This window comes from Heyndrickxia coagulans DSM 1 = ATCC 7050 (assembly GCF_000290615.1).
GTDB lineage: Bacteria > Bacillota > Bacilli > Bacillales > Bacillaceae_C > Weizmannia > Weizmannia coagulans.
Genome location: NZ_ALAS01000258.1, coordinates 1 through 23,960, shown reverse-complemented (window position 1 = coordinate 23,960; position 23,960 = coordinate 1). Strand labels below are relative to the sequence as shown.

At 47.4% G+C, this 23,960-nt stretch carries 19 protein-coding genes, 1 tRNA gene and 2 pseudogenes; 13 read left to right on the top strand and 9 right to left on the bottom strand.

Features of this window, described 5'->3' with window-relative positions; all coding sequences use genetic code 11:
• Nucleotides 1-219 precede the first annotated feature (219 nt).
• Both IC21_RS14020 and IC21_RS14015 read left to right on the top strand, forming a co-directional pair.
• Nucleotides 220-1,119: an ABC transporter ATP-binding protein gene (locus IC21_RS14020; RefSeq protein ID WP_029141787.1), complete on the top strand. Its 900-nt coding sequence runs from the start codon at nt 220-222 to the stop codon at nt 1,117-1,119.
• Nucleotides 1,112-2,362, top strand: coding sequence for an ABC transporter permease (locus IC21_RS14015; RefSeq protein ID WP_029141786.1), 1,251 nt, complete (start codon nt 1,112-1,114; stop codon nt 2,360-2,362). Before IC21_RS14020 ends, IC21_RS14015 begins: the two co-directional genes overlap by 8 nt.
• A gap of 183 nt (nt 2,363-2,545) precedes the next feature.
• Here the strand turns inward: IC21_RS14015 and IC21_RS16805 are convergent, their stop codons facing one another.
• Together IC21_RS16805 and IC21_RS14005 are read right to left on the bottom strand one after the other, a co-directional pair.
• Nucleotides 2,546-2,761, bottom strand: coding sequence for a hypothetical protein (locus IC21_RS16805; protein WP_142236774.1), 216 nt, complete (start codon nt 2,759-2,761; stop codon nt 2,546-2,548).
• A 27-nt stretch (nt 2,762-2,788) separates the two neighbouring features.
• Nucleotides 2,789-2,974 (bottom strand): DUF8096 family protein, encoded by a 186-nt coding sequence (locus IC21_RS14005; RefSeq protein ID WP_013858831.1) that lies wholly within the window; start codon nt 2,972-2,974, stop codon nt 2,789-2,791.
• A 246-nt stretch (nt 2,975-3,220) separates the two neighbouring features.
• On the opposite strand from IC21_RS14005, the gene IC21_RS14000 reads away from it, so the two are divergent.
• The 4 genes from IC21_RS14000 to IC21_RS13975 all read left to right on the top strand — a co-directional run bounded on the left by IC21_RS14000 (nt 3,221) and on the right by IC21_RS13975 (nt 9,624).
• A complete protein-coding gene (locus IC21_RS14000) occupies nt 3,221-4,561 on the top strand; it encodes a C1 family peptidase (protein WP_019721865.1) in 1,341 nt (446 codons plus the stop codon).
• A 181-nt stretch (nt 4,562-4,742) separates the two neighbouring features.
• The gene (locus IC21_RS13995; protein ID WP_029141784.1) at nt 4,743-6,554 is read left to right on the top strand and encodes a M3 family oligoendopeptidase; all 1,812 of its coding nucleotides are present in this window, start codon (nt 4,743-4,745) and stop codon (nt 6,552-6,554) included.
• 325 nt (nt 6,555-6,879) lie between these two features.
• Complete coding sequence (locus tag IC21_RS13985; protein WP_014095682.1) at nt 6,880-7,122, top strand: YkuS family protein; 243 nt, start codon at nt 6,880-6,882, stop codon at nt 7,120-7,122.
• A gap of 519 nt (nt 7,123-7,641) precedes the next feature.
• Nucleotides 7,642-9,624, top strand: a complete 1,983-nt coding sequence (locus tag IC21_RS13975) for an acetoacetate--CoA ligase (protein ID WP_029713777.1) — start codon at nt 7,642-7,644, stop codon at nt 9,622-9,624.
• 86 nt (nt 9,625-9,710) lie between these two features.
• On the opposite strand, the gene chrA is transcribed toward IC21_RS13975, so the two are convergent.
• From chrA to chrS, 3 genes are read right to left on the bottom strand one after another with little or no spacing between them, the layout of a single operon-like run.
• A complete protein-coding gene (chrA, locus tag IC21_RS13970) occupies nt 9,711-10,250 on the bottom strand; it encodes a chromate efflux transporter ChrA (RefSeq protein ID WP_029141783.1) in 540 nt (179 codons plus the stop codon).
• Nucleotides 10,247-10,846: a chromate efflux transporter ChrB gene (gene chrB, locus IC21_RS13965; protein ID WP_029141782.1), complete on the bottom strand. Its 600-nt coding sequence runs from the start codon at nt 10,844-10,846 to the stop codon at nt 10,247-10,249. The genes chrA and chrB overlap by 4 nt, the downstream gene beginning before the upstream one ends.
• Before the next feature lie 12 nt (nt 10,847-10,858).
• On the bottom strand, nt 10,859-11,335 hold the full coding sequence (gene chrS, locus IC21_RS13960; protein ID WP_017553132.1) for a chromate efflux transcriptional regulator ChrS: 477 nt from the start codon (nt 11,333-11,335) through the stop codon (nt 10,859-10,861).
• Nucleotides 11,336-11,471: 136 nt separating this feature from the next.
• Between chrS and IC21_RS17580 the strand changes: the two are divergent.
• Nucleotides 11,472-11,597 (top strand): annotated as a pseudogene (locus IC21_RS17580) (amidase family protein); the annotation flags it as partial.
• Between the two features lie 135 nt (nt 11,598-11,732).
• Here IC21_RS17580 and IC21_RS17440 read toward each other — a convergent pair.
• From IC21_RS17440 to IC21_RS13945, 3 genes and pseudogenes are all read right to left on the bottom strand, one after another.
• Nucleotides 11,733-12,065, bottom strand: a pseudogene (locus tag IC21_RS17440) (phage integrase SAM-like domain-containing protein); the annotation flags it as partial.
• A gap of 173 nt (nt 12,066-12,238) precedes the next feature.
• Nucleotides 12,239-12,311, bottom strand: a tRNA-Val gene (locus tag IC21_RS13950).
• A gap of 120 nt (nt 12,312-12,431) precedes the next feature.
• A complete protein-coding gene (locus tag IC21_RS13945) occupies nt 12,432-13,313 on the bottom strand; it encodes a PocR ligand-binding domain-containing protein (RefSeq protein WP_029141781.1) in 882 nt (293 codons plus the stop codon).
• 316 nt (nt 13,314-13,629) lie between these two features.
• Here IC21_RS13945 and IC21_RS13935 point away from each other — a divergent pair, with 316 nt between their 5' ends.
• A complete protein-coding gene (locus IC21_RS13935) occupies nt 13,630-14,853 on the top strand; it encodes an acetate/propionate family kinase (protein WP_017552459.1) in 1,224 nt (407 codons plus the stop codon).
• 85 nt (nt 14,854-14,938) lie between these two features.
• Here IC21_RS13935 and IC21_RS13930 read toward each other — a convergent pair whose 3' ends face one another.
• On the bottom strand, nt 14,939-16,039 hold the full coding sequence (locus IC21_RS13930) for a 5-methyltetrahydropteroyltriglutamate--homocysteine S-methyltransferase (protein ID WP_029141780.1): 1,101 nt from the start codon (nt 16,037-16,039) through the stop codon (nt 14,939-14,941).
• 271 nt (nt 16,040-16,310) lie between these two features.
• Here IC21_RS13930 and IC21_RS13925 point away from each other — a divergent pair, with 271 nt between their 5' ends.
• The 5 genes from IC21_RS13925 to essC are packed head-to-tail and all read left to right on the top strand — an operon-like array spanning nt 16,311 to nt 23,914.
• Entirely contained in the window at nt 16,311-17,663 is a 1,353-nt protein-coding gene (locus IC21_RS13925) for a hypothetical protein (RefSeq protein ID WP_029141779.1), read from the top strand.
• A complete protein-coding gene (gene essA / locus IC21_RS13920) occupies nt 17,644-18,126 on the top strand; it encodes a type VII secretion protein EssA (RefSeq protein WP_029141778.1) in 483 nt (160 codons plus the stop codon). Before IC21_RS13925 ends, essA begins: the two co-directional genes overlap by 20 nt.
• A gap of 35 nt (nt 18,127-18,161) precedes the next feature.
• The gene (locus IC21_RS13915; protein ID WP_029141777.1) at nt 18,162-18,413 is read left to right on the top strand and encodes an EsaB/YukD family protein; all 252 of its coding nucleotides are present in this window, start codon (nt 18,162-18,164) and stop codon (nt 18,411-18,413) included.
• 36 nt (nt 18,414-18,449) lie between these two features.
• Nucleotides 18,450-19,802, top strand: a complete 1,353-nt coding sequence (gene essB / locus IC21_RS13910) for a type VII secretion protein EssB (protein WP_029141776.1) — start codon at nt 18,450-18,452, stop codon at nt 19,800-19,802.
• A 14-nt stretch (nt 19,803-19,816) separates the two neighbouring features.
• The gene (gene essC, locus IC21_RS13905; RefSeq protein WP_029141775.1) at nt 19,817-23,914 is read left to right on the top strand and encodes a type VII secretion protein EssC; all 4,098 of its coding nucleotides are present in this window, start codon (nt 19,817-19,819) and stop codon (nt 23,912-23,914) included.
• Nucleotides 23,915-23,960: the final 46 nt, after the last annotated feature.

The following is a 23,960-nucleotide window of genomic DNA, read 5'->3' as shown; positions in this document are numbered from 1 at the left end:
ATCAAGCCCGGGCACCAATTTGCATGGCGATGACTTTTTGTAGCAGGCAACAGAGCGGTAATTTTTTCTTTATATCACTGAAACTGTATAAAAATCATCCATCCAATGGACGGCAGTAAGTCCATTTTTAACATATGTGGATCATCAGGGGAAAATTCCTGCAGTTTTTTGAAACTTTTCCGGCCGGTTTGCGTAAGTACGAACAAAGGAGGGGAAACCATGTCCTTGGTGTTGGAACATGTGACGAAAAAATTTGGCACGTTTACCGCGGTAAACGATTTGTCGTTAATAATCCCGGAAAAGGAGCTGTTCGGTTTCTTAGGGGCAAACGGAGCCGGGAAAACGACGACTTTCCGGATGATCCTTGGTTTATTAAAGCCAAATGAAGGAAACATCACCTGGAACGGGCGCAAAATGGATTACACATTGAGCTCGGAAATCGGGTATTTGCCGGAAGAACGCGGGCTGTATCCAAAATTAAAAGTAAAAGACCAGCTTGTTTATCTTGCACGGCTGCGCGGGATGGGCAAACAGGATGCGGTGAAAGAACTGAAATACTGGCTCGGCCGTTTCCGTGTTGAAGAATATTTGGATAAACGGGTGGAAGAGCTGTCAAAAGGAAACCAGCAGAAGATCCAGTTTATCGCTGCTGTCCTACATAAGCCGAAGCTGCTGATTTTAGATGAGCCTTTCAGCGGCCTTGACCCGGTCAATGTGGAAACGTTAAAAACAGCGGTCGCAGAACTGCGGGATCAGGGCGCGACCATTGTGTTTTCAAGCCACCGGATGGAACATGTTGAAGAACTTTGCGAGCATTTGTGCATTATGCATCATGGCAGCCCGGTTGTGCACGGTGAACTGAGAGAGGTCAAACGTGCATTCGGGAAACAAAATGTTGTGATCCATGCTGATTTTGATCTGGAATTTTTACGTGCCTTTCCGGGTGTCGTACGATTTAAGAAAACGGCGCTCGGGGCGGAGCTGCAAATTGACCGGATGGAAGCGGCGCAAAAAATTTTGGATGAAATCAACGGAAAAGGTTTCATCCGCAAGTTTGCGCTTGAAGAACCATCTCTTAACGATATTTTCATAGAAAAGGTGGGGGCTTCCTATGAATAGGTTCGGCATTTTAATCGGCCATGCCTATATGACAAAACTAAGAACCAAATCCTTCGTGATCACGACGGCCATTTTGCTCGTCGCTGTCCTTCTGATGGGGAACATAAACCGGATGATTGATATGTTTGCCGGCAGCAAGCAAAAAAAGGTTGCGGTTCTGGATAAGACGAACAACCTGTACGGGCCGCTTAAGCAGCAATTAAAAACCGTTGATAAAGATATCTGGCTTGTGCAGGCCGAAAAAAGCGAAAGTGCGTTGCGGAAAGAAGTATTAAATGAAAAATATCAAGGGTATGTTGTTTTATCGCTTGACGCAGCCGGCATGCCGAAAGCGGTCTATAAAGCCCCTAATCTTGCCGATACCGGGACCACGGACAGTCTTGAGCAGGCGCTACAGGCTGTAAAAAGCAATATGGCGGCAGGAAAATTGAAACTTTCGCCTGCCGGGCTCTCGCTTTTAAACAGCCCCGTATCCTTTAAAAGTGTCAATCTGGAGCGGGATGCAAAATCCGAAGCAGAACTGGCGCAGGCGAGGGGGCTTGTCTATATTTTGCTGTTTGCGATTTATTTTGCGGTCATTTTTTACGCCAGTGCGGTCGGGATGGAAGTGGCAACTGAAAAAGCTTCACGCGTGATGGAAATCTTAATTTCGAGCGTGCCGCCTGTGCAGCAGATGTTTGCGAAAATCATCAGCGGCGCCCTGCTCGGTTTGACACAGATGGCGGTGCTCCTTGCCGCCGCTTACGCCACTATCAAACAAAATATCAATCACTTGACGGGCGGCTTTTTTTCTGTGTTTGGATTTTCGGATATAAAGGTTTCAACGATTGTGTATGCCGTGGTGTTTTTCCTGCTCGGGTATTTGCTGTATGCCACGTTAGCGGCTTTTCTCGGCTCGCTTGTCAGCCGGATTGAAGATGCCCAGCAGATGATGATGCCGATGACGTTTCTTGTGATGATCGGTTTTTTCCTTGCGATGGCAGGGCTTGGAAACCCTTCTGCCGGCTATATTACCGTTCTTTCGTACATTCCGTTTTTTACGCCGATGCTGATGTTTTTGCGGGTCGGCATGCTCGACTTGCCAGTATGGGCAGGGCTTTCGGGCGTGGCGGTTATGGTTGTCACGATTGTTTTCATGGCGATAGCAGGTGCGCGCATCTACCGCGGCGGCGTGCTGCTTTACGGCAAAAGCAATTCGTTGAAAACCATTCTGAAGGCGCTGCAAATGTCAAAAGAAGCCTAATCCTGCCAGTTTGAATCCTCCCCTCGTTGGGTAAACTGAATGTAACAGAAAGTCCGTCAGAGGGGAGCGTTTTATTTTGAAATCAAAAAGAGTCGTCTTTGGTACCATTGTGCTTTTTCTTGTCGTCATGGTGCTTGCCGGTTACTTTATTTGGTTCAGCAAATAAAGCTGTATTACATAGATTTACGATGAAGGTCCGGGGGCTGCCCCGGATTTTTTATGCCCTGGTGGCAAAGCTGCGCAAGGCGGATTGTCTGGAAAATGTTTATAAACATATTTTGCTTGATACGCACCGGTACGGACAGGCGCTTCTGCTTGCACAAGGCCCAGTCCGGATGTTTCGCGGCATCGGCTGCCGGCTGAAATATCCTTCCAACTGAATAAAAGCGGATTTTCCATTTGTAGGAAATCCGCTTTATTGAAACGTTAGATACTCTTTTTCATCCCGCATCTCCGGCATTCACGCAGGAACACGCCATGTTTGACCGATGACTTAAAGTGGCTGTAACCGCAATTGTCACAGCGCCCTGGGTGGACGTCGGGCATCTCTTTATAATCATAAACAATGCTTGTATCATAACCTTTTGTTTCATAATCTTTTTCTTCACTCATCTGCCATCACCCCGTTTGAGTCTTTCTCGTAAAACAGCATACCATAATTTAAAAAAATGTGTGAAAGGAACAGACGAAAAAGCCTTCCTCACCGAACAGCGGGACGAACAAGTGGAAAAGTGAAAAGGAAATATCGCCCAATTGTGTCCCGTTTCAGAATTGCAGGCTTTTCAAAAACGCAAAATTGTCTTATCTGATTGAAAAAGGCGTATAATAAAAAAGAACTTAATGGAAAGGAAGATTTAAATGGCAAAAGACATTACACGGGAAATGGCGGAGCGGTTTTCCCGACAAATCCGCGAACTGCCGCAAAACAAAGTGATTCAAAATGCAATGATGAAAAACGGGATAAAGGCCGCGGCAATCAACAATGATGCTGTTGTTTCTATGAATCACGTATTCTCCCACGAAATTGAAACGGGGAAAGTATCAAACCAGAAACAAAGCGGGCGCTGCTGGATGTTTGCCGCCTTAAACACGTTTACGCATAAGTTGAATGCCAAATTCAGATTGAAAGACTTTGAGCTTTCACAAAACTATACGTTTTTCTGGGACAAATTTGAAAAAGCCAATTACTTCCTGGAAACGATGATGGAAACCGCAGACGAACCTGTGGAAGGACGGCTCATTTCCTGGCTACTTGAAACCCCGCAGCAGGACGGCGGACAGTGGGATATGCTCGTCGCGCTCATTAAAAAATACGGCGTTGTGCCGAAACAGGTCATGCCGGAAACGTATAACAGCAGCAACTCACGCGAACTTAATTCGCTTTTGAATGCCAAACTCCGCGAAAACGCGGTGAAACTGAGAAAATTGCACGCAGCAGGGCAGCCGGAAGAAGAATTGCGGCAAGCGAAAGAAGGTATGCTTGCAGAAGTTTACAAATTGCTTGCCTTTGCACTCGGTGAGCCGCCGAAGACCTTTGATTTTGAATTCCGCGATACCGACAAATTGTTCCATCGCGAGCAAAATATCACCCCGCAGGCATTTTTTGAGAAATACGTCGGGTTTGACCTCGACAATTACATTAGCATTATCAATGCGCCGACAAGCGACAAACCGTACGGCAAAACGTATACGGTGCAGTATTTGGGCAATGTGGTTGGCGGCAAACCGGTCAAATATTTAAATGTCGATATCGAAACCTTTAAATCGCTGGCCGTAAAACAGCTGAAGGATAACCGCAGCGTCTGGTTCGGCTGTGATGTTGCGGCATCATCAGACCGGAATGAAGGCATCATGGATACCGGCCTTTTTGATTTGGAAAAAGCTTTCGGATTCTCGTTCGGAATGACCAAAGCAGAACGCCTCGATTATAAAGACAGTGTGATGACACATGCAATGGTACTGACCGGTGTCAACCTCGTTGACGGCAAACCGGACAGATGGAAAGTGGAAAACAGCTGGGGTGAAAAAGTGGGCAAAGACGGTTATTTTGTCATGAGTGACGCCTGGATGGATGAATATACGTACCAAATCGTCATTGACAAAAAATATTTGCCGGAGGAATTGCAAAAAGCATGGGAACAAGATCCGATCGCCCTGAAACCTTGGGATCCGATGGGGTCTCTTGCCTGGATGTATTAAACAAAAGGCGCGGTTGATGTAGCCGCGCCTTTTAAGTATGCAAATGCCCACTTGGCGTTTTAAAAATGCAAAACATTCCCCCAAAAAAAGATCCGGCCCTGAAATTTTTTACCGTGATTGTAAATATATTGGTATTTTGTGCGGTACCCTGTAAAATGGAAGAAAGAAAGGAGTTGCAAATATGAAATATAAGAATACTTGGGATCTGGATGCCGTTATTCCGGGCGGCACAAAATCGCCGGAATTGCAGGAAAAACTGCGCGGGCTGAAAGAAGAAATCGGGCAATACAAAAGCCGACTCGACGGATGGGCATTTTCGAAAGACCCGTCTCCGGAGCCGTTTAAAGCCATCCTGAAAAAACAGGAAGAGATCGAAAAAGGGCTCAGCCAATCTGCGACATTTGTGCAAATGTGGCATGATGCCTATATGGATGATGACTATGCAAATGTCGTGATGGGCCAAATCATGGATTTGTACAGCGAGATGCAAAAGCTCGGGACCACTTTTCAGAAAAAACTGGTGGCCATTTCGGACGAAGACTGGAAAAAGTTTTTACAGGACAAGGAATTGAGCGAAGTCTCCTTTGCCCTCAATGAAACGCGCGATGAAGGAAAACGGCTCTTGTCGGAAGAAGAGGAAAAGCTGATTGCCGATCTCAACCAGGACGGGCTGGCCGGCTGGAGCAGATTGTATGACACAGCTGTTTCCGTTATGACAATCCCGTTTACGGACAAAGAAGGCAAGACGGTATCCTTATCCGTCGGCCAGGCGATGAACCGGATGTATGCCGACCCGGATCCGGAAGTGCGCAAACAGCTGTTCGAAAACTGGGAAGCGGCATGGGAAAAATATGCGCCGGTTTTTGCCGATACGCTCAACCACCTGGACGGGTACCGGATTACGCTGCAAAAAGCCCATGGCAGGAAGTCTTTTCTCGAAGAGCCGCTTGAATACAACCGGATGTCTGAAGACACGCTTCATGCGATGTGGAAAGCCGTTTCTGAAAACAAGCAGCCGTTTGTCGACTTTCTCAACCAAAAAGCAAAAATTTTCGGGATGGAAAAACTCGGCTGGCAGGATGTTGATGCGCCGGTTGCACTCGGCGATATGAAACCGGCCCGATTTACATATGATGAAGCGTGCGATTTTGTCATCCAACATTTTGCTTCTTTCGGGCCGAAACTGTCTGCATTTGCGAAACACGCCCTTGAAAACCGCTGGGTAGAGGCGGAAGACCGGCCGAATAAACGCCCGGGCGGATATTGTACCAGTCTGCCGGAGTTTGAAGAGTCGCGGATTTTTATGACATTTACCGGCTCCACAAATGATGCAAGCACGTTGGCGCACGAACTTGGCCACGCCTTCCACAGCCATGTCATGCGCGATTTGCCGCGTTTGAACCGCGAATACGCGATGAACGTGGCCGAAACGGCGAGCACCTTTGCAGAAACGATCATCGGCAATGCGACTGTCGCCAATGCAAAGTCAAAGGAAGAAAAAGTTTCTTTATTAAATGCAAAGCTTGAAAATGCAACGGCTATGTTTTTAAACATCCATGCCCGCTTCCTGTTTGAAAAAAGTTTTTACGAAGAGCGTTCAAAAGGCATTGTGTCCGAACAAAGGCTCAATGAACTGATGGAAAAGGCACAAAAAGAAGCGTATGCCGGCAGCTTGTCCGGCTACCACCCGCATTTCTGGTGCAGCAAGCTCCACTTCTTTATTGACGATGTGCCGTTCTACAACTTTCCGTACACATTCGGTTATTTATTCAGCCTTGGCATTTACACCGAATTTTTGAAGAATCCAGATGGCTTTGAAGACAAATATATTGCCCTTTTGCGCGATACCGGCCGGATGAAGGTGGAAGATCTTGCCAAAAAACATCTTGGCGTTGATCTGACAAAACCGGACTTCTGGGCAGCCGGCATTAACCTTATGGCAGAAGATGCCCGCGAATTTATCCGGCTTTCGGACGAATTGCTCGGCAAGTAAAGGCGCACGCCAAAAAAGCCGCACAGTTGGCAAAACTGTGCGGCTTTTCAATACGGGGCATGATGAATGTATTCAAAAATGCGGAGAGGATTTTTAAATATACAAATGAAAAGCGGAAGAACACAAAAATATTTTTGCTGCCGCCGCACGGGAATTGACGTGTGCCAAAAAGATATCGGCTATTTCAGTAAAACCGGGAGACATGATACAGAAATCAACCGGGTTCTCAGCACCATTAAAAAATAAAAAGCATCCGTCTGCGACCGGGAAAAACATGTTTTTTCTAAAATCAGATGGGTACGATAAAAAAAGGGAGGTGTTAACCATGGCTGTAATAATCGGTGTAGAAGAGGCTTTGACAAATGTCCAGGAAGCGCTGCGCGATAAAGGATATGAAGTGAAAACCATTAAGAACGAACAAGATGTACAAGGTTGTGACTGCTGTGTTGTAACCGGCAGCGAGATGAACGCAATGGGGATCAATGACACGATGACAAAGGCGCCTGTCATTGATGCAAAAGGCATGTCTGCTGAAGATATTGTAAAAGAAGTGGCGAGCAGAATGTAAAAAGCGCCCATTTCCCGGCACTTTTTATTTTTTATTGTTTTGCGATCCGCCCGTCACATTGTTGACTGCATTTGAAGTTGCATCCACAGCGTTCATCGCCACATCTTCTGTCGTTTCCAGCCCTTTATGGAGCGGCACCTGCCGTATTTTTTACATCTTCCGCAATATTATTTTTGTTTTGCTGGCTGTTGTTCTTTTGGTTGTTATTCTTCTGGTTCCCCACAAAATCACCTTCTCGTACAGCCAATAGCATATGTATCCGGGAAAGTTTTATACGGCCGCCTGCCCAAATGATGGTTCTGCAACGGAACTGGAGAAACATAACGGGACGAAAAAAGCGCCAAGAACATAGCTGCTATTTGACATTTTGTATGATCCAAGAAGAGGCAAGAAGCGTGCAGGGCCTTCCCCCATTTTCCATGAAACGCCTTTTCATTCGTTGACGAAATATTTCATGTATTGGTAAAATAGTAAAAGACAGCGCTTACAAGTATATCACGAAGATGGGGAGGAAACCGAGTGAAGGCGGTCACAGAAGGGGCATTATTATGGCAGCCGTCTGGGGAGCGGATTGAAAAAGCAGGGGTTACCCGTTACCGTAAATGGCTGGAAAAAGAATACGGCTTGGCATTTCAGCGCCACCAGGATCTTTGGAAATGGTCCGTGGATCAGCTGGAAACGTTTTGGCAAAGCATTTGGGAATACTGCGGTGTCATTTCCCATACGCCGTATGAACAAGTCCTGAAATCAAGGACAATGCCCGGTGCCGAATGGTTCGCCGGGTCCACGCTGAACTACGCCGAGCACGTTTTCCGCAACAGCAGAAAGCACAAGCCTGCGCTCATTTTCCAATCGGAAACCGTCCGGCAAAGGGAAGTCAGCTGGCAGGAACTGAAGGAAAAAACAGCAAAAACGGCACAGTACCTGAAAAATCTTGGCATCCAAAAAGGAGACCGGGTAGTGGCCTATATGCCAAGCATGCCGGAAACGGTGATTGCTTTCCTGGCATGTGCCTCCATTGGCGCGGTCTGGTCGTCGTGTTCCCTGGACTTCGGCAACGAGAGCGTCATTGAGCGGTTTAAACAAATCGAACCGGCTGTTTTATTTGCTGTTGACGGCTATTCCTATAACGGCAGGATTTTTGACAAACGAAAAAACATCACGGAACTGCAGGCGTCACTTCCAACATTAAAGAAAACCATCGTGGTGCCTTATATGGATTTTGGAGAGATAAAACCGGACAGCAGCACGGTCTCCTTTAAGGAAGTGCTGAAAGAAGAAGCTAAACTCGCGTTTGAACCTGTACCGTTTGATCACCCGCTGTGGATTTTATTTTCATCCGGCACAACCGGCCTGCCGAAACCGATCGTCCAAGGACAGGGCGGCATCCTTTTGGAACACTTGAAAATTTTAAAAGTCGAACAAGGGGTGGAGCCGGATGATGTGTATTTTTGGTTCACCACAACCGGTTGGATGATGTGGAATCTTTTAATCGGCAACCTGCTGGCCGGGGCGACGGTCGTCCTGTACGATGGCAGCCCGGCATATCCGGATATGGATGCATTATGGGATTTGGCGGAAAAAACCGGCATGACCCACTTCGGCACAAGTGCGGGGTACATTAGTGGATGCATGAAATCCGGCGTCAAGCCGAAGGAAAAACATGATTTATCCCGTCTGAAAGCAATTTTGTCAACGGGATCCCCGCTTACGGCAGAAGGTTTCATTTGGTGTTACGAAAATGTCAAAGCGGATTTATGGGTGGTTTCGACAAGCGGGGGGACGGACCTTTGCACCGCATTTGTCGGCGGGTCGCCTGTTTTGCCGGTCTATGCCGGCGAAATCCAGACGCGCGGGCTGGGCGCAAATATTCAGGCATTTGACGAGGAAGGCAAGCCGGTTGTGAATGAAGTCGGGGAACTGGCGATTTGTGATCCGATGCCGTCAATGCCGCTGTATTTTTGGGGGGATGAAGGCAACAAACGTTACTTCGAAAGTTATTTTGATGTCTATCCGGGGGTATGGCGGCACAGGGACTGGATCAAGATTGATGAAAAAGGCAGCTGTGTCATTTACGGCCGCTCCGATTCCACAATTAACCGCCAGGGCGTCCGCATGGGCACGAGCGAAATTTACCGGGCGGTCGAAGGCATTGATGAAATTATCGAGAGCCTTGTCATCGACCTGGAACATCTCGGCAGGCAATCATTCATGCCGCTATTTGTCGTCCTGAAGCAGGGCCGGCATATGGATGAGACATTGAAAAACCGCATCAAAACCGAAATCCGGGCGAAAGTTTCGCCGCGGTTTGTCCCGGATGAAATTTATGAAGTTGAACAAATTCCAAAAACATTGAGCGGGAAGAAACTGGAAGTCCCGATCCGTAAAATATTGCTCGGCTTCCCGGTCGATAAAGTCGTGAACAGGGGCTCAATGGCCAATCCGGAAGCACTCGACTTCTTTATTGAACTCTCCCAAACGCTAAACGGCCGGGAAAAGTGAACATAGTAAAAAACCTGGATGCCTGATGAAGCAGGCATCCAGGTTTTTTAAAGAAAAATGTGTGGGAACTTTCTCCTTCTATCCCGTTACACTATATGCTGAAGCACAATGCCGCCATAGATGAATGCCGCGCAAATAACAAGGGCAGGGTGAACTTTCCGGATATTCATGGCCCAGAAAGCGACGGCGGCGATGCCAAGTGACTGCCAGATGCCGATTTGGCTGAAAGAACTTTTCGCCATCTGCCACGTCAGCACCACCATCATAATGGTGATGACCGGCTGCACAAGCAGGGACATCCCTTTCACAACAAGAGACTGGCGGTATTTGTGCAATACTTTCAGCAACACAATCAACGCCACGGCAGACGGCAATATCGTTCCGGCAAAAGCCGCTAACAGCCCTGTCCACCCGCCGGCCCCGTAGCCGACGAATGCGGCAATTTTGGTTGCGATCGGGCCCGGGAGCGCATTGCCGAGTGCCAGCATATTGGAAAATTCGCTGTCATTCAGCCATCCGTAATGCGTAACAATTTCATGGTACATCAACGGAATGGAGGACGGCCCCCCGCCGTAGCCGAGGATATTTGCAATAAAAAAACCAAGCATTAACTGGAACCAGATCATCCCGCTTCATCCCTTTTCTTCTTTTTTTCATTTTTCCTCCTTTTTGCAACGAGACGAAAGTGGATGCTTCCGTACGCAAGAAAAATCAGAATGACAATAGCCGGGTGGAGATGGATCGTCTCAAGCAGGAGAAAGGAAATAACAAACATGGCGATTCCGAAAACCTTTCCAAGCCCCTTGACCGTTTTTTCCCCAAAGTCGTAAGCCATCTGTCCAAGCATGACGGCAACAACCGGCATGACCCCTGCAATCATTCCGGCCACAATCTTGGAATGGCTTAGTACCGATACAAGCGACAGCAACGCAATCATGGCGATGCTGCTCGGAAGAATATGGAGTAAAATGGCGAACACGGCGCCGGTTGTCTTTTTCAACTTGTACCCGAGGTAAGCGGCCATTTTTGTCGCAATCGGGCCCGGCAGCGCGTTTGCAATTGCCAATGTTTCCCCGAATTCGTCGTCATCCAGCCATTTGTACCTTGTCACTGCCTCATACCGGAAAAGTGGCATGACAGACGGGCCGCCGCCATAGCCGAGAATGCCGGTCCTAAGCATTGCCATGGCAAGCTGGGCATAAGTATTTTGCTGTTTTTCCACAATGTAACCCCCTTACAGTTTCATTCCAATCCGGCTTTTATAACGTTTGAGTAAAATCTGGCAATCGACACTCATAATGCCGGGCAGCGGATATAACCGCTCTTTAAGAAACAGTTCCATTTCCTGGTTGTCTTTAAATAAGCCGTGCATATGAAGTTTGCTGGGGCCTGACATATGATAAAGACTTGAAACCGACGGATCTTTGGCCAATGTTTCGGCCACTTCCTGTAAATGTTTCGGCTCTACTTCAACATTAAAAAAAGCGGACTGGTGAAGGCCGATTTTTTCAGGGTTCACGACGGCGGTAAAACATTCAATCACACCATCTTCAACCAGGGAATGGACGCGTGATTGAACAGCCACACGGGAAAGTTTGATTTCCTTTGCCAAATCTGTAAACGATATTCTGCCATTTCCGTTTAAAAGCTGGATAATTTGGCGGTCAATTTCATCCAGCTGAACGGCGGCACCATCATATTGCCTGGGCATAGACCCCTCTCCTTTATTTCAAAATGTAAGCCATTCTTATCTATAAGTATCTATATGTATTAATATACTGAAACTGCGAACGAAATACAATCCATTTTACAAAATGAATGACAAAATGAAAAAGCCCTTTTGAAAGGGAGAAAATGTTCACTACGGCACTCCGGCCAATCCTGTTCTGAAAGATCGTATTCCCGGAGGATCATCCAGCGGTTCCGCAGCCGCTGCAACAGCCGGGTGCACAGATTTTGCAATTGGGACAGACCCAGTACATAGTCGCGGAAGTCTGTGAATCTCCTTTTATTCGGAACGTCAAACGCTTCATTTCTTCCGGTGTTAAGATTGTGATTTTTTCCTGCGGCTCCGGTACGTTAGTAACGCCGTGGGTCGGGTTGGTGTCGAGTAAACCTTCGCTGACAAGGCAGCGGAAGAACACTCGAAGCGTTTTCAACCGTGTGTTTATCGAGCTAGGCGAAAGCCCTGCTGTTTGTTGTGCTGCCGTCTTGAACCGGTGGCCTTCGTATTTAATGACTTCCGTTTGCATGTAACGGATATAGTCGCGTATGGTATTACGGGTGATATCGGTAATGTTACGAGGAATACCGCGTTTGTCCAAAAAAACAGCAAAATATTGGTAATTCTCGCGGTATTGTTTTAACGTGCCAGGCGCGCGGCCTTCCGCAGTTTTAATCGTGTAGAAAATTTCGAACAGGTTATCGAGGTTTGTTGCCATCTTGCGATCATCTGTTTTGCGGTTATTTTTACGCATCAAAACACGCCTCCTAAATGAAGCGTGTAACATATCGGGTGACGGTAACCGTAACCGTTCGGACAAGTCACCGACTATGTCAGCGGTCATGAAAAAAGCGCCAAACCGTTGATACGTACGGATTGACGCTAGCAGGATGATTCCGACTGGTCTCGAACCAGCGACCTCCACCCTGTCAAGGTGGCGCTCTCCCAGCTGAGCTACGGAATCGTATTCATCTCTGTCGGACAATATTTAGTATATAAGGAACGGGTTGTGTTGTCAATCAGTTTTTTAAAAAAAAGAATAGAAATCCTGCCTGAAAAAAGGGGGGCTCCTTCATGCTTATTGTCATCCTTTCTTACGGGACATCGCCCTGTAGCTGGTCGGGGTGGTTTGGTAATACCTTTTGAACACTTTGCTGAAATAACTGATCTCCCGAAAGCCCAGGCTGTGCGCAATATAAGAAACTGGCAAGTCATCGTTGGCAAGCATATCTTTCGCTAGATTCATTTTTTGGCGGTTGACAAAAGAAACAAATGTTTCGCCGGTTTCCTTTTTGAAAAGTTTGCTGAAATAGTACGGGCTTAAATACACATGGCCGGCGACTTCTTCCAAAGTGACAGGCTGGTGAATGTGTTTCTGGATATATTTCAGGGCTTGCTTTATTTCTTTCTTGGACCGGGCATGTTTTTTGGCTTGGGCCGCTGGTTCTTTCGCCGGTTTTGCTTCTTCTTCATTTAAAATGGATGGCAAATAGTATGCTGACAAAGTACTTAACACTTCGGCAGAAGCAGATAACTTTTCTAAAGAAAAAACCGGAAGTTTGCTGTAGGCGGCCGCAAAATCATGGCGGTAAGACAGATCAAGCGGTTTTTGTTGCAAAAACTCTTTCACTTGATTTTCATCATCTTCCAGGCGTACCTGCCCGCTAATGATAAAACCATAAAGCGTGTTTTCCCGGCTTTTTACCGGAACCGCAAAATCCGCGAGGCCCGCATGGCACCTGTAAATACACGGCTGCCCGTTTTTCATTGTTTCAAAGCCGCCGCATTTCGCGCATTTTTGGCAGTGTTTCCGGAGATGCGGAACTTGCCGCATGATTTGGCAGACAGGCGGGAATTGATCATCATCCGAAATTTCTTTTCCGTCAATATCCACATAAACCGCTGTGAGGCCGGTCGCAGAAGAAAACATTTCCATTACTTTTTCGATCTGTTGTTTGTTTGCCATTTCACAAAACCCCCGTTTTCAAAAAAGCAATCATTTAAGCGGTTGCAAAATTTTGTTCAAAGCTGAACAAAAAAATACAAATGAATCATTTGCCATGCAAAAAGGCGGGAAAGCGCAAACATTGATTTCTAGCCTCATTATAAATGAAAGCGCAACAAAAAAATATCATTTTCCGTATTTTCAACAGAATTTGATGCCGGAATAGGCAAATTTGTGACAAAGGGTTTCTTTATACTTGTATTATAAGGAAACGCATATAAATATTTGTGAAATAAATCACATGAATGATAAGTTTGTGATTTCGGAGGGATATAATATGAAAAAAATAATGGCCATTAATGCAGGCAGTTCTTCATTAAAATTTAAAGTCTTCAATATGCCGGATGAAAGTATTTTAATTGAAGGGGTGTTTGAACGAATCGGATTCGACGCGCCTGAGGTTTCATATAAAATCAACGGTTTCCGCCAAAAAGAAAAACCGCCGATCCACGATCACCGTGACGCTGCGGATTATTTGATTGAAATTCTTTTAGAAAACCGTATTGTCGATGATTTAAATGAAATTTCAGCTGTCGGCCACCGGATCACACATGGCGGTTCTGACTTTTCGGATTCTGCCGTACTGGACCGTACAGTGATTCAAAAAATTGAAAATCTGTGCGAACTGGCACCTTTGCATAATCCGGCTGGGTTGCTCGGAATCAGGGCTTTTATGAAAAGGCTTCCGAAAGCTTGTGCCGTAGCCGTGTTCGATACCGCTTTCCATCAAACGCTTGCACCTGAAACGTATTTGTATCCGGTGCCTTTGAAATTATACAACCAATATCATATCCGGAAATACGGCTTCCATGGAACCAATCATCAGTATGTTGCCAGTGAAGCGGCCCTGCTTCTTGAAAAACCATTGAAAGATTTGAAAATCATTTCCTGCCATTTAGGGAACGGTTCCAGCATTTGCGCAATTCAAGGCGGAAAGTCTGTCAATACTTCAATGGGCTTTACCCCGCTGGCCGGATTGATGATGGGAACGCGTTCCGGTACAATAGATCCTTCCATCCTTCCATTTATCATGAAAAAAACAGGGCACACCATTGATGAAATGATGGATATGTTCAATAGAGAGTCCGGCTTGCTCGGCATTTCCGAGATTTCAAATGATTTCCGCGACGTGGAGCTGGCAGCAAAAGCCCATAATGAGCAGGCGGAATTGGCAATCAAAATGTTTGTGAATCGTGTGACAGAATGTGTCGGCGGTTATGTTGCATTGATGGGCGGGGTGGATGCCATTGTGTTCACGGCAGGGATCGGGGAACATTCTGCCTCCGTCCGGCAAGCAGTGGTGTCCAATTTAGCCTATCTTGGGGCAAAATTGGATTTCCAGTCAAACGAAGAAAACGGGCCGTATATTCATACCCCTGATTCAAAAGTGTCTTTACTGGTCATTCCGGCAAACGAAGAATTGATGATTGCACGGGATACCTGGCGCTTAAGTGAAGGGCAAGCCGCGCGTTTGCCCGAAAAACAAATCGTGAGGGTCTGAAAAAGCAGTGATTCAAAAAGGACGATGCGGGGAATCGATCGGCGCATCGTCCTTTTTTTGCCGGAAAATAGTCTGGGCCTGCTGCCTATCCCCAAACTTCCCCGGCAATCTTCACTACATGCGATAGTTTTGCCCATTGTTCTTCCTCAGTGAGCAGATTGCCTTCTTCTGTGGAGGCGAAACCGCATTGCGGGCTGAGACAAAGCTGTTCAAGCGGGACATACTTGGAAGCTTCGCCAATCCGGCGCTTCACATCGTCCGCATTTTCGAGGTCGCCGAATTTGGAAGTGACAAGGCCGAGTACAATTTGCAGGTCTTTCCTTTGCACATGGCGCAAAGGTTCGAATCCGCCGGCTCGGTCGCTGTCATATTCCAGGAAAAAGCCGTCAATATTGAGGCCGTTAAATAGCGTTTCGGCGACCGGTTCATAGCCGCCGGAAGCAATCCATGTCGAACGGAAATTGCCGCGGCAAATGTGCATCGTAACTGTCAAATCATCGGGCCGTCCGCTGACTGCTTCATTTATGGTGCGGGCATAAAGTTTTTCCAGATGGCCCGGATTCACCCCGCGGGCTTTCAACTGTTCTTTTTGTTCATCGGAGCAAAGGTATGCCCATGCTGTATCATCGAGCTGCAAATAGCGGCAGCCGGCATCGTAAAAAGCGGCAATCGCTTTTTTATAAGCTTTTCCGAGATCGTGGAAAAACAAATCTTCATCCGCCCGGTAACGCCCGTATGCAATCTTGCCGCGGAAATGCAGCATGCTCGGGCTTGGAATGGTCATTTTGGGCAAATGGTCCCCGGCAACGCTATGTAAAAATTTATAATCGTCAATCATCGGATGGCCGGAAAAATCCAGATCCCCGATGATCCGGATGGAATGCGATTTCGTCTGCTTTTCTTTAAACTGGATGCCGCTCCCGGATTCGTATCCTTCCACACCAGTAAGATTTTCGAGAAAATCAAAATGCCAGTAAGCCCGGCGAAATTCCCCGTCCGTTACCGACTGCAGGCCGATTTCTTTCTGCTTTGCCACAATCCTTTTGATTTCCTCATTTTCTATTTCACGCAGCGCTTCTTTTGTGATTTCGCCTGATTCTTGCCGGCGGCGGGCCTGTTTCAACTTTTCCGGCCTGAGCAGACTCCCGACATGATCGGCGCGGAATGGCGGTATTGCTTTTGCCAATTGTATCCTCCCCTTTCTTGTAAATATTTAGAATGATAGCAAAAAAAGGAAGAAAAGTAAACTGCTTTTTGGCAAAGGAATGTGCCAATTGAAGTTCAATTGTTTTGTGTTTCCGCACAGGGGGCATACACTGCAAGCAAAAGTTCAAGAAGGGGGCCGTGCGCCAGCCAAAAAGTTATTTACAAAAAATTCAAAAATCAAAAGCGATGAGCTCCCGTCCCTATCCCCACCCTAAAAAAATGAAACGATACGGGAATATCAGAAAACCGCAATGCTGTATGAACTGTACTTCGGAAAAAATGCAGATGATTTGGCGGGTGCGGGCAGCTTAAAAGATGCTGCGACGGAAGGCTCGCTGTATTACCTGTTCAACAAGCAGAATATCGCGGATGTGCTTGCCGCTTATATTGCCGGGCAGATTTCAGAGGATGTCCGCGCACAGACGGCAGTATTGAAAAACAAAACGGACGGCTGGCTGCAGCTTGTGGAAGAAACACAACGCCATGCCGATCAAATGGCATCGCAAATCCAGGCTGCCACGGCACAAGCAGAAAATATGAATACCGCCATTGCAGCAACGCTCCAGCAGCTGGATGATTGGCGGCAAACGTCGCTAAATCTTCAAAAAGACAACGGGCAAATGGCTGAAAGCATGGGGAAAGAAGGAACAATGGCCGTTTCCCTCGGGGACCGTCTGACAACGCTGCTTGCAACAAGCGAATCATTAAAAGAAGTATCCGAGCATAACCTGCATGCTGCGGACACCGTTTTTACAACCTTTGACGAGATTGACAAGCAGGCCGGGGACATCAAAACGAGCGGGCAGACTTTGGTAAAACGGGCCAATTCGCTTTCTGACAACCTGCTCAACAAGCTTTCGGACGATGAGAAATTCGCGAAAAATTTCGCAGGTGTACTGGCAAACAGCCGTATTGGCAACCGCCCGAATGAAGATTTGCTGAACTTTTTGTCCAACCCGGTTCAGACGAAAAACAGCGGGACGATCGTTGCAAAAGACAGCTTTGTGCCATACTATCTCGTGCTGATTTTCTTCGTTTCCGCACTGTTTACGGCTTATGTCCTTTCAACGATAGAAAAACGGCGCGCCTCCGGCAGTTCTTTTGAAGAAGAAAAGCCGTTGTATGCGGCCAATATGCCGGCGGCTTTTCTTACAGCCGGCACAGGAATTGCGGAAGGCCTGCTGATTGGCGCAATTTCAGCCGCCTATTTGCATATCGCGGAGGACAAATATTTGCCATGGTTCGGATTGTCCGTTGCCATTAGCTTTTCAATGGTGGCTGTTGCCGCCTACCTGCTGCGGCAACTGAAGATGGCCGGCATGTTTATCCTGCTGATGGTGCTTTGCTTGTATTTGTTTCTCACAGATACGCTCGGCATCCACTTTGATCCGTCCTCGGCAGCTGCAATGTGGCAGCGGGTTTCGCCTTTACAGTATATCCAGGACCTGCTTGCCGGATTTGACAGCCGCAATGTGGATTCCGTACGCTACCTGATTGTACTCGTTTCTGCCGGCCTGTTGGCAGAAATCGGCCAGCTGTTTGTTCTGAACCGCTTTACAAAAGCAGGGGAGGCGGAAGAGGACGATGTCCACCAGGCACTTTAATACGGCAATCGCGGTTTTGTTTGCCGCGCTTGCCTTCCATGCTGTGCCGGCTTTTGCATCAGACAGCCTGGAGCACAGCGGAAAACTGCAGATTGAATCCGGCCGTATCGGGGAAAACAGCGGGGGCCGGCAAGACGTGGAAACCGCGCAGGAAAAACTCGCCCCAGCCCTTTTTAAAAAGCAAACAGCCGAGGCCGTTAAAGCAAAGCAGCAGGCGGAGGCGAAAACCGGCAAACAATTGAAAAAAACTTTGTTTACGGAAAAAACCGGCACGAAACAAACGACTGCAGCCAAAGTGGCCTCATCCCTTTTTTCAAAAGACTACAAAACCGATGCTGCAGACAGGCCGGAAATAAACAACAGGCAGGAAGGCGGGCATGCAGGAATCCTCGCCGGCTCGCTTTTCGGCGCTGTCTGTCTGCTGGCAGGCGGCGCTTATGCCGTATTGCGGAAAGACAGTTGAATTTTCACATCAGCAGTTTGAAGGAGGGTGACGGGATGCCGGCCGGAACACATTTAAATGTAACCGTTGATTTTCAAAAATGGCAAAAAGGAAGGTATGATGTGCGGATTCCCGCCCATCAGCCTGTCCGCCAGCTGCTTTCCCAGCTAATGGATGCCCTTGGGCTGGACGCCGGAGAAACCCGCCCGTTTGCAGTAAAAATCCCGGCTAAAAAACTCGTCATATCGGATGACGACAGGCTTTGGGACTTCCCGGTTGCAAACGGGGATATTCTGGTTGTTTTGTAATGTTTACATATTTGTTTGAAAAGGGGAGCCGGACAGATGGAGGAAAAACTTGTAAAGTTGAATGCCGCAGAAATAAAATACAGCATGGATGGCGGCGTGTGGAAGCTCGAAATGGCAAAATCGCAGACGCGTGTGAAAGATGCCCGGCAGTTAGGCCTTTTGGAAGAAACGATGGACTTGTTTCTCCCGGTTACGGTGGAAGAGGGGGAAGATGTTTTCACTTTTTCATTCCGGACAGAAGGCCTTACCCCATGGGAGAAAGCCATTCGTTTAAGCCGCAGTGAAAAACTCCGCCTGCTACACAATTTGGCGCGGTTCCGGAAATGCTTTGATACGAGATTCATCTGCTTTTTCCATCCTCAAAATCTTGTATTTGATGAAAATCTGATGCCGTTTTGCTTGTACAGGGGGATCCGCGGTGTGCTGCCGCCGTACGAACAGGATGGGGATGAATTTTTGTACCGGTATAAATGCCTCGCAGTTGCATTGTTCTCCAAAAAATACACATATGACGAGCTGTATGCCGGTTCTTTGGAACATGTCAAAGAAACGGAATTTGAACGCCGGGTTGCCGGGATGGAGGATGCCGGGGAGCTTGCCGCATTTCTTTATGAGCAGTACCTCCTGGAAAAGAAAACAGCGGAGCGCACATTGCAAACTGTGCCGAAAAAGCAGTTCCGCCTTTTCAAACGGTTGTCCTATGCGATGATGGCAGCCTGCATCCTGCTTGCCATTCCGCTTTTGTATTTCGCATTTATGAAATTCCCGTTCCAGCAGCATCTTCTCGCGGCGCACCATGATTTTCTTTCCGAAAATTATTCGGGTGTCATCAGCGATTTAAACGACATGAATCCGGAAAAACTGCCTGCTGCCGGGAAATATGTTTTGGCCTATTCCTATGTGAAAACGGAAAACATGGATGATGAGGCGAAAACCAATGTGATGAACAACATCAGCCTGAAAAGCGATCCGGATTATCTGCTGTACTGGATATACAACGGGCGCGGCAATTTAAACAAGTCATTGGATCTCGCACTTTATATGAATGACCCGGTCCTGATCGTCTATGCTTATCTTAAAAAAGAGGAACAGGCCCAGAATGATCCCCATTTAAGCGGTGCGGAAAGGGAAGCAAAAGTGGCGCAATACGAAGAAAAAGCCCAATCCTATGCAAAAAAATACGGCATTCCGATCAATACGGGCGATGCCGCATCGGAAAACGGCACCGGCACGGCGGAAACGGATGGCGCGGCAACCGGGGCAGATGCATCCGCCCAGCCGGCAGATGCTGCCAGCAAAGAGGAACCGGCAGCAAAAGATAAAAAACAGGATTCTAAAAAGGATGCAAAGGATACCGGGAATGACAAAAAAGATTCGGCCGGAAAATGAGCGGAGGGAGAAAAATGGCACAACGGATTTTGTATGCGGCATACGGAAACGAATTGCATAAATGCCATTTGAAAGAAAAGGAACCGAAAACGGTCAAAATCGGGGATTTGCAGGAGGAACACATCCATTTTCACGGGCTCGCGGAACCGCTCCTGATCCAATGGGACGGCCGCGCATGCCGGCTGGGCGGGGAAGTGCTCGAAGCGGGCAAACCGTTGGAAATCAGGACAAAAAACGGGGCTGTCCGGTTGTACTTGGGTGTGGAAAAGGCCGGGAATTTATATGAGATTTCCGCAAAGCAGGCTGTGACTTTCGGAACGGGCGGCGGGGATGATGTCCGCCTGCTCCATATCGATGCGGATTTTGTGCTGTTGCGTGATGGCGCAAGCTTCCGGCTTCAGTTGAACAAGGGGCAAATGTTCCATAACTTTGCGCTTGCAGGCGACGGCGCCGAAATCGAGCCGGGCGACCAGTTGTTTATAGAAGGCATGCTGCTCAATATCGAGGAACATGAACTGGAAATGCTCGCTCCGCCGGATACTTTTCACACGGCCCTGGCTCCTTTGTACAGGAGCGAAAACCGGTTGCCGGATGAATATCCGGATTACCACCGCTCGCCAAGAATCATTTACAGGGAGCCGGCGGAAAAACGCAAAATTGCAAAACCGCCTGTAAAGCCGGCCAAACCGAGCGAACAACTGGCACGGGTCATTGTCCCGCCGCTTGTCATGATCGCGGCATTTGTCGTCATTTCCATTTTTCAGCGCAACGGCTTTTACCTGATTATCATGCTGTCGATGACCGTCGTTACGGTGATTTTTGCCATCACCTCTTATTTGAAAAATTTGCGGCAGTACCGTGCAAATATTAAAGAGCGGGACGAATCTTACAGGGCCTATTTAAAAGAAAAATCGCACGAACTGCATCAAGCGGCGGAAGAGCAACGCCATGCTTTGTTCTACCATTACCCGGATATTGGGAAAATCCGCGATATGGCGCTCCGGGTTGACCCGCGGATTTATGAAAAAACAATGTTTCACCATGATTTTCTGATGTTCAGGGTGGGCACAGGAGATGTCAAATCGAGTTTTCCGATTGAATTTAATCTTGAAGAATTCACCCAGGAGAAAGATGAGCTTGTGGAAGAAGCCCGTAAAATTTGGTCGCAGTATCTGACGCTTGAAAATGTGCCGGTGACCGCCACGCTTGCTGAATGTCCCGTCGGCTACATCGGGCAGCGCCATCTTGTCCTTGAACAGCTGCAGCTCTTGGCGGCGCAAATAGCCTTGTTTCACAGCTACCATGACGTCCAGTTTGTCGTCATTTTTCCGGAAGAAGAAAAAGAAAAATGGGACTGGATGCGCTGGTTGCCGCATGCCAGTTTACGTGAGATGAACGTGCGCGGTTTTGTCTATCATGAGCGGTCCCGTGACCAGGTGCTCAATTCGCTTTATCAGATTTTAAAAGACAGAAAACTAAGCATCGAAGAAAAAGGAAATAAAAATGAAAAAATATATTTCTCGCCGCATTTTGTCATTTTTATCACCGATGAAAAGCTGATTCTGGATCACACCATTATGGAATACTTGAATGAAGATCCGACCGAAATCGGGGTTTCACTTGTATTCGTTGAAGATGTTTTGCAGTCTTTGCCGGAACATGTGAAAACGGTTATTGATATCCGGGATGCACAATACGGCAATATCATGATCGAAAACGGAGAGCTCGTTAACAAACGGTTTAAGCCCGACCATTTCCCTGCAGGCTTTCATAAGGAAGATATTTCGCGGGCACTCGCACCATTAAACCACCTGCAAAACTTGAAAAATGCTATTCCAGAAAGCGTCACATTTCTTGAAATGTACGGCGTAGAAAAAGTGGAAGATCTTGCAATTGAAGCGCGCTGGGCCCGAAATGAAACATATAAAAGCCTGGCTGTGCCGCTCGGTCTGCGCGGGAAGGAAGATATTGTTCAGCTGAACCTCCACGAAAAAGCGCACGGCCCGCATGGCTTGATCGCCGGTACAACCGGTTCAGGGAAATCCGAAATTATTCAATCTTATATTCTCTCGCTTGCCGTTAACTTTCACCCGTATGAAGTCGCATTTTTGCTGATCGACTATAAAGGTGGCGGGATGGCGAACCTGTTCCGGAAACTGCCGCATCTTGCCGGCACGATTACAAACTTGGACGGCGCCCAGTCGATGCGCGCGCTTGCTTCCATTAAGGCAGAGCTTGAGAAACGCCAGCGCCTGTTTGGGGAATACAATGTGAACCATATTAACCAGTACCAAAAACTGTATAAATCGGGGGAAGCAAAAGAACCGATGCCGCATTTGTTTCTGATTTCAGACGAATTTGCCGAACTGAAATCGGAGCAGCCCGATTTTATGAAAGAACTTGTTTCAACTGCCCGCATCGGCCGGTCACTCGGCATCCATTTGATTTTGGCAACGCAAAAACCGAGCGGGGTTGTCGACGACCAAATCTGGTCCAACTCGAAATTCAAACTGGCGCTCAAAGTCCAAAACACAAGCGATTCCATGGAAATTTTAAAAACGCCGGATGCTGCAGAGATCACCTTGCCGGGCCGCGCCTACTTGCAGGTCGGCAACAATGAAGTCTATGAGTTGTTCCAAAGCGCATGGAGCGGCGCCAACTACGTCCCGGATCAGGACGACCAGGACATGTTGGACACCACGATTTATGCGATCAACGACCTTGGCCAGTACGAACCTATTTCTGCAGACTTAAGCGGACTTGCCAACCAGAAAGAAATCACCAAAGTCCCGACCGAACTCGAGGCCGTCGTCGATTGGATCCATGCCCGCGCCAAAAAACTCGGCATCGCCCAACTACCAAAACCGTGGCTGCCGCCGCTTGAAGAGCGGATCTATCTGCTGGAATTGCATGGGGTGGAGTTTAGGGAAGCTTGGAAAAATGAAAAAACAGATCTTAAGCCGGTAATTGGTTTTGCGGATTTGCCTGCAATGCAAGAGCAAAGAGTACTGCAGCTCAATATGGCGAAAGATGGGCACATTTTGATTGATTCAAGCCCGGGGTATGGAAAATCGACCTTCCTTCAAACAACGGTAATGGATCTGGCCAGAGTGAACAACCCGGGAAACTTGCATATATATTTGCTTGATTTCGGTACAAACGGCTTGCTCCCGTTAAAGGAACTTCCGCATGTTGCTGATACGATCATGATTGATGAAACGGAAAAGATCTCAAAACTGATCCGGCTTACTTCGTCGGAGATTAAAAAGCGGAAAAGGCGGCTTAGCCAGTACGGGGTTGCAAACTTGAAAATGTACGAGAAAGCAAGCAAAGAACATGTTCCTGACCTGCTTTTTGTCATAGATAATTACGATGCTGTCAGGGAAGCGGATGATTCGGATGCTTTTGAGAAAATGATTACACAAATTGCCAGGGAAGGAGCAAGTATCGGCCTGCATCTTGTTATTAGCGCCAGCCGGCAAAACGCAATGCGAATGCAAGTATTATCAAATATTAAAATACAAATTCCGTTGTATTTAATAGACCGTACAGATGTCCGTGCCATTGTAGGGAAAACAGATATTGAAATTGAGGAAATACCGGGAAGAGGGATCGTAAAGTTGGATAATCCGATATTGTTCCAAACCGCATTGCCAGCGAGCGGAACGGATACCCTTGCGATCATAGAAAATATTCAAAAAGAAGCAAAGGAAATGGACCGTTTCTGGAGCGGAAAGCGGCCTGCCCCAATTCCGGTGATGCCAGAAGTGCTTGAATTTCCGCAGTTTGCAGCAAATCCGGCTGCAAAGGAATATGCTGAAAAAGGATGGATTCCAATTGGGCTGGAGTTTGAAAATGTAACACCAATTGCGATTGACACGAATGCCAGCGGTCCCTTTCTCTTGATGAGCGACCGGCTGGATGAATTGAGCCGATTGAGAGAATCAGTCACGAAAAATTTGTCACTTATAAAAAATAAGAAGCAAATTATGGTCATTGATTCGGGTGAACAATCTTTGTCACGGATAGCTTCACAGCTCCATGCCTATATTTCGGAGCAGGAAAGCATTGATGCTAGTATAGTTTCATGGACACCCTTTAGTGAAATATAATATTAACGAAGGGATGTGTCCGGATATGGGTAACACAAGCGAAAAA

What these genes read in the sequence shown, in the direction of transcription:
- IC21_RS14020 (WP_029141787.1), top strand. Translation starts at nt 220, where the DNA reads ATGTCCTTGGTGTTGGAACATGTGACGAAAAAATTTGGCACGTTTACC.
- IC21_RS14015 (WP_029141786.1), top strand. Translation starts at nt 1,112, where the DNA reads ATGAATAGGTTCGGCATTTTAATCGGCCATGCCTATATGACAAAACTA.
- IC21_RS16805 (WP_142236774.1), bottom strand. Translation starts at nt 2,761, where the DNA reads ATGGAAAATCCGCTTTTATTCAGTTGGAAGGATATTTCAGCCGGCAGC.
- IC21_RS14005 (WP_013858831.1), bottom strand. Translation starts at nt 2,974, where the DNA reads ATGAGTGAAGAAAAAGATTATGAAACAAAAGGTTATGATACAAGCATT.
- IC21_RS14000 (WP_019721865.1), top strand. Translation starts at nt 3,221, where the DNA reads ATGGCAAAAGACATTACACGGGAAATGGCGGAGCGGTTTTCCCGACAA.
- IC21_RS13995 (WP_029141784.1), top strand. Translation starts at nt 4,743, where the DNA reads ATGAAATATAAGAATACTTGGGATCTGGATGCCGTTATTCCGGGCGGC.
- IC21_RS13985 (WP_014095682.1), top strand. Translation starts at nt 6,880, where the DNA reads ATGGCTGTAATAATCGGTGTAGAAGAGGCTTTGACAAATGTCCAGGAA.
- chrA (WP_029141783.1), bottom strand. Translation starts at nt 10,250, where the DNA reads ATGATCTGGTTCCAGTTAATGCTTGGTTTTTTTATTGCAAATATCCTC.
- chrS (WP_017553132.1), bottom strand. Translation starts at nt 11,335, where the DNA reads ATGCCCAGGCAATATGATGGTGCCGCCGTTCAGCTGGATGAAATTGAC.
- IC21_RS13945 (WP_029141781.1), bottom strand. Translation starts at nt 13,313, where the DNA reads ATGGCAAACAAACAACAGATCGAAAAAGTAATGGAAATGTTTTCTTCT.
- IC21_RS13935 (WP_017552459.1), top strand. Translation starts at nt 13,630, where the DNA reads ATGAAAAAAATAATGGCCATTAATGCAGGCAGTTCTTCATTAAAATTT.
- IC21_RS13925 (WP_029141779.1), top strand. Translation starts at nt 16,311, where the DNA reads ATGCTGTATGAACTGTACTTCGGAAAAAATGCAGATGATTTGGCGGGT.
- essA (WP_029141778.1), top strand. Translation starts at nt 17,644, where the DNA reads ATGTCCACCAGGCACTTTAATACGGCAATCGCGGTTTTGTTTGCCGCG.
- IC21_RS13915 (WP_029141777.1), top strand. Translation starts at nt 18,162, where the DNA reads ATGCCGGCCGGAACACATTTAAATGTAACCGTTGATTTTCAAAAATGG.
- essB (WP_029141776.1), top strand. Translation starts at nt 18,450, where the DNA reads ATGGAGGAAAAACTTGTAAAGTTGAATGCCGCAGAAATAAAATACAGC.
- essC (WP_029141775.1), top strand. Translation starts at nt 19,817, where the DNA reads ATGGCACAACGGATTTTGTATGCGGCATACGGAAACGAATTGCATAAA.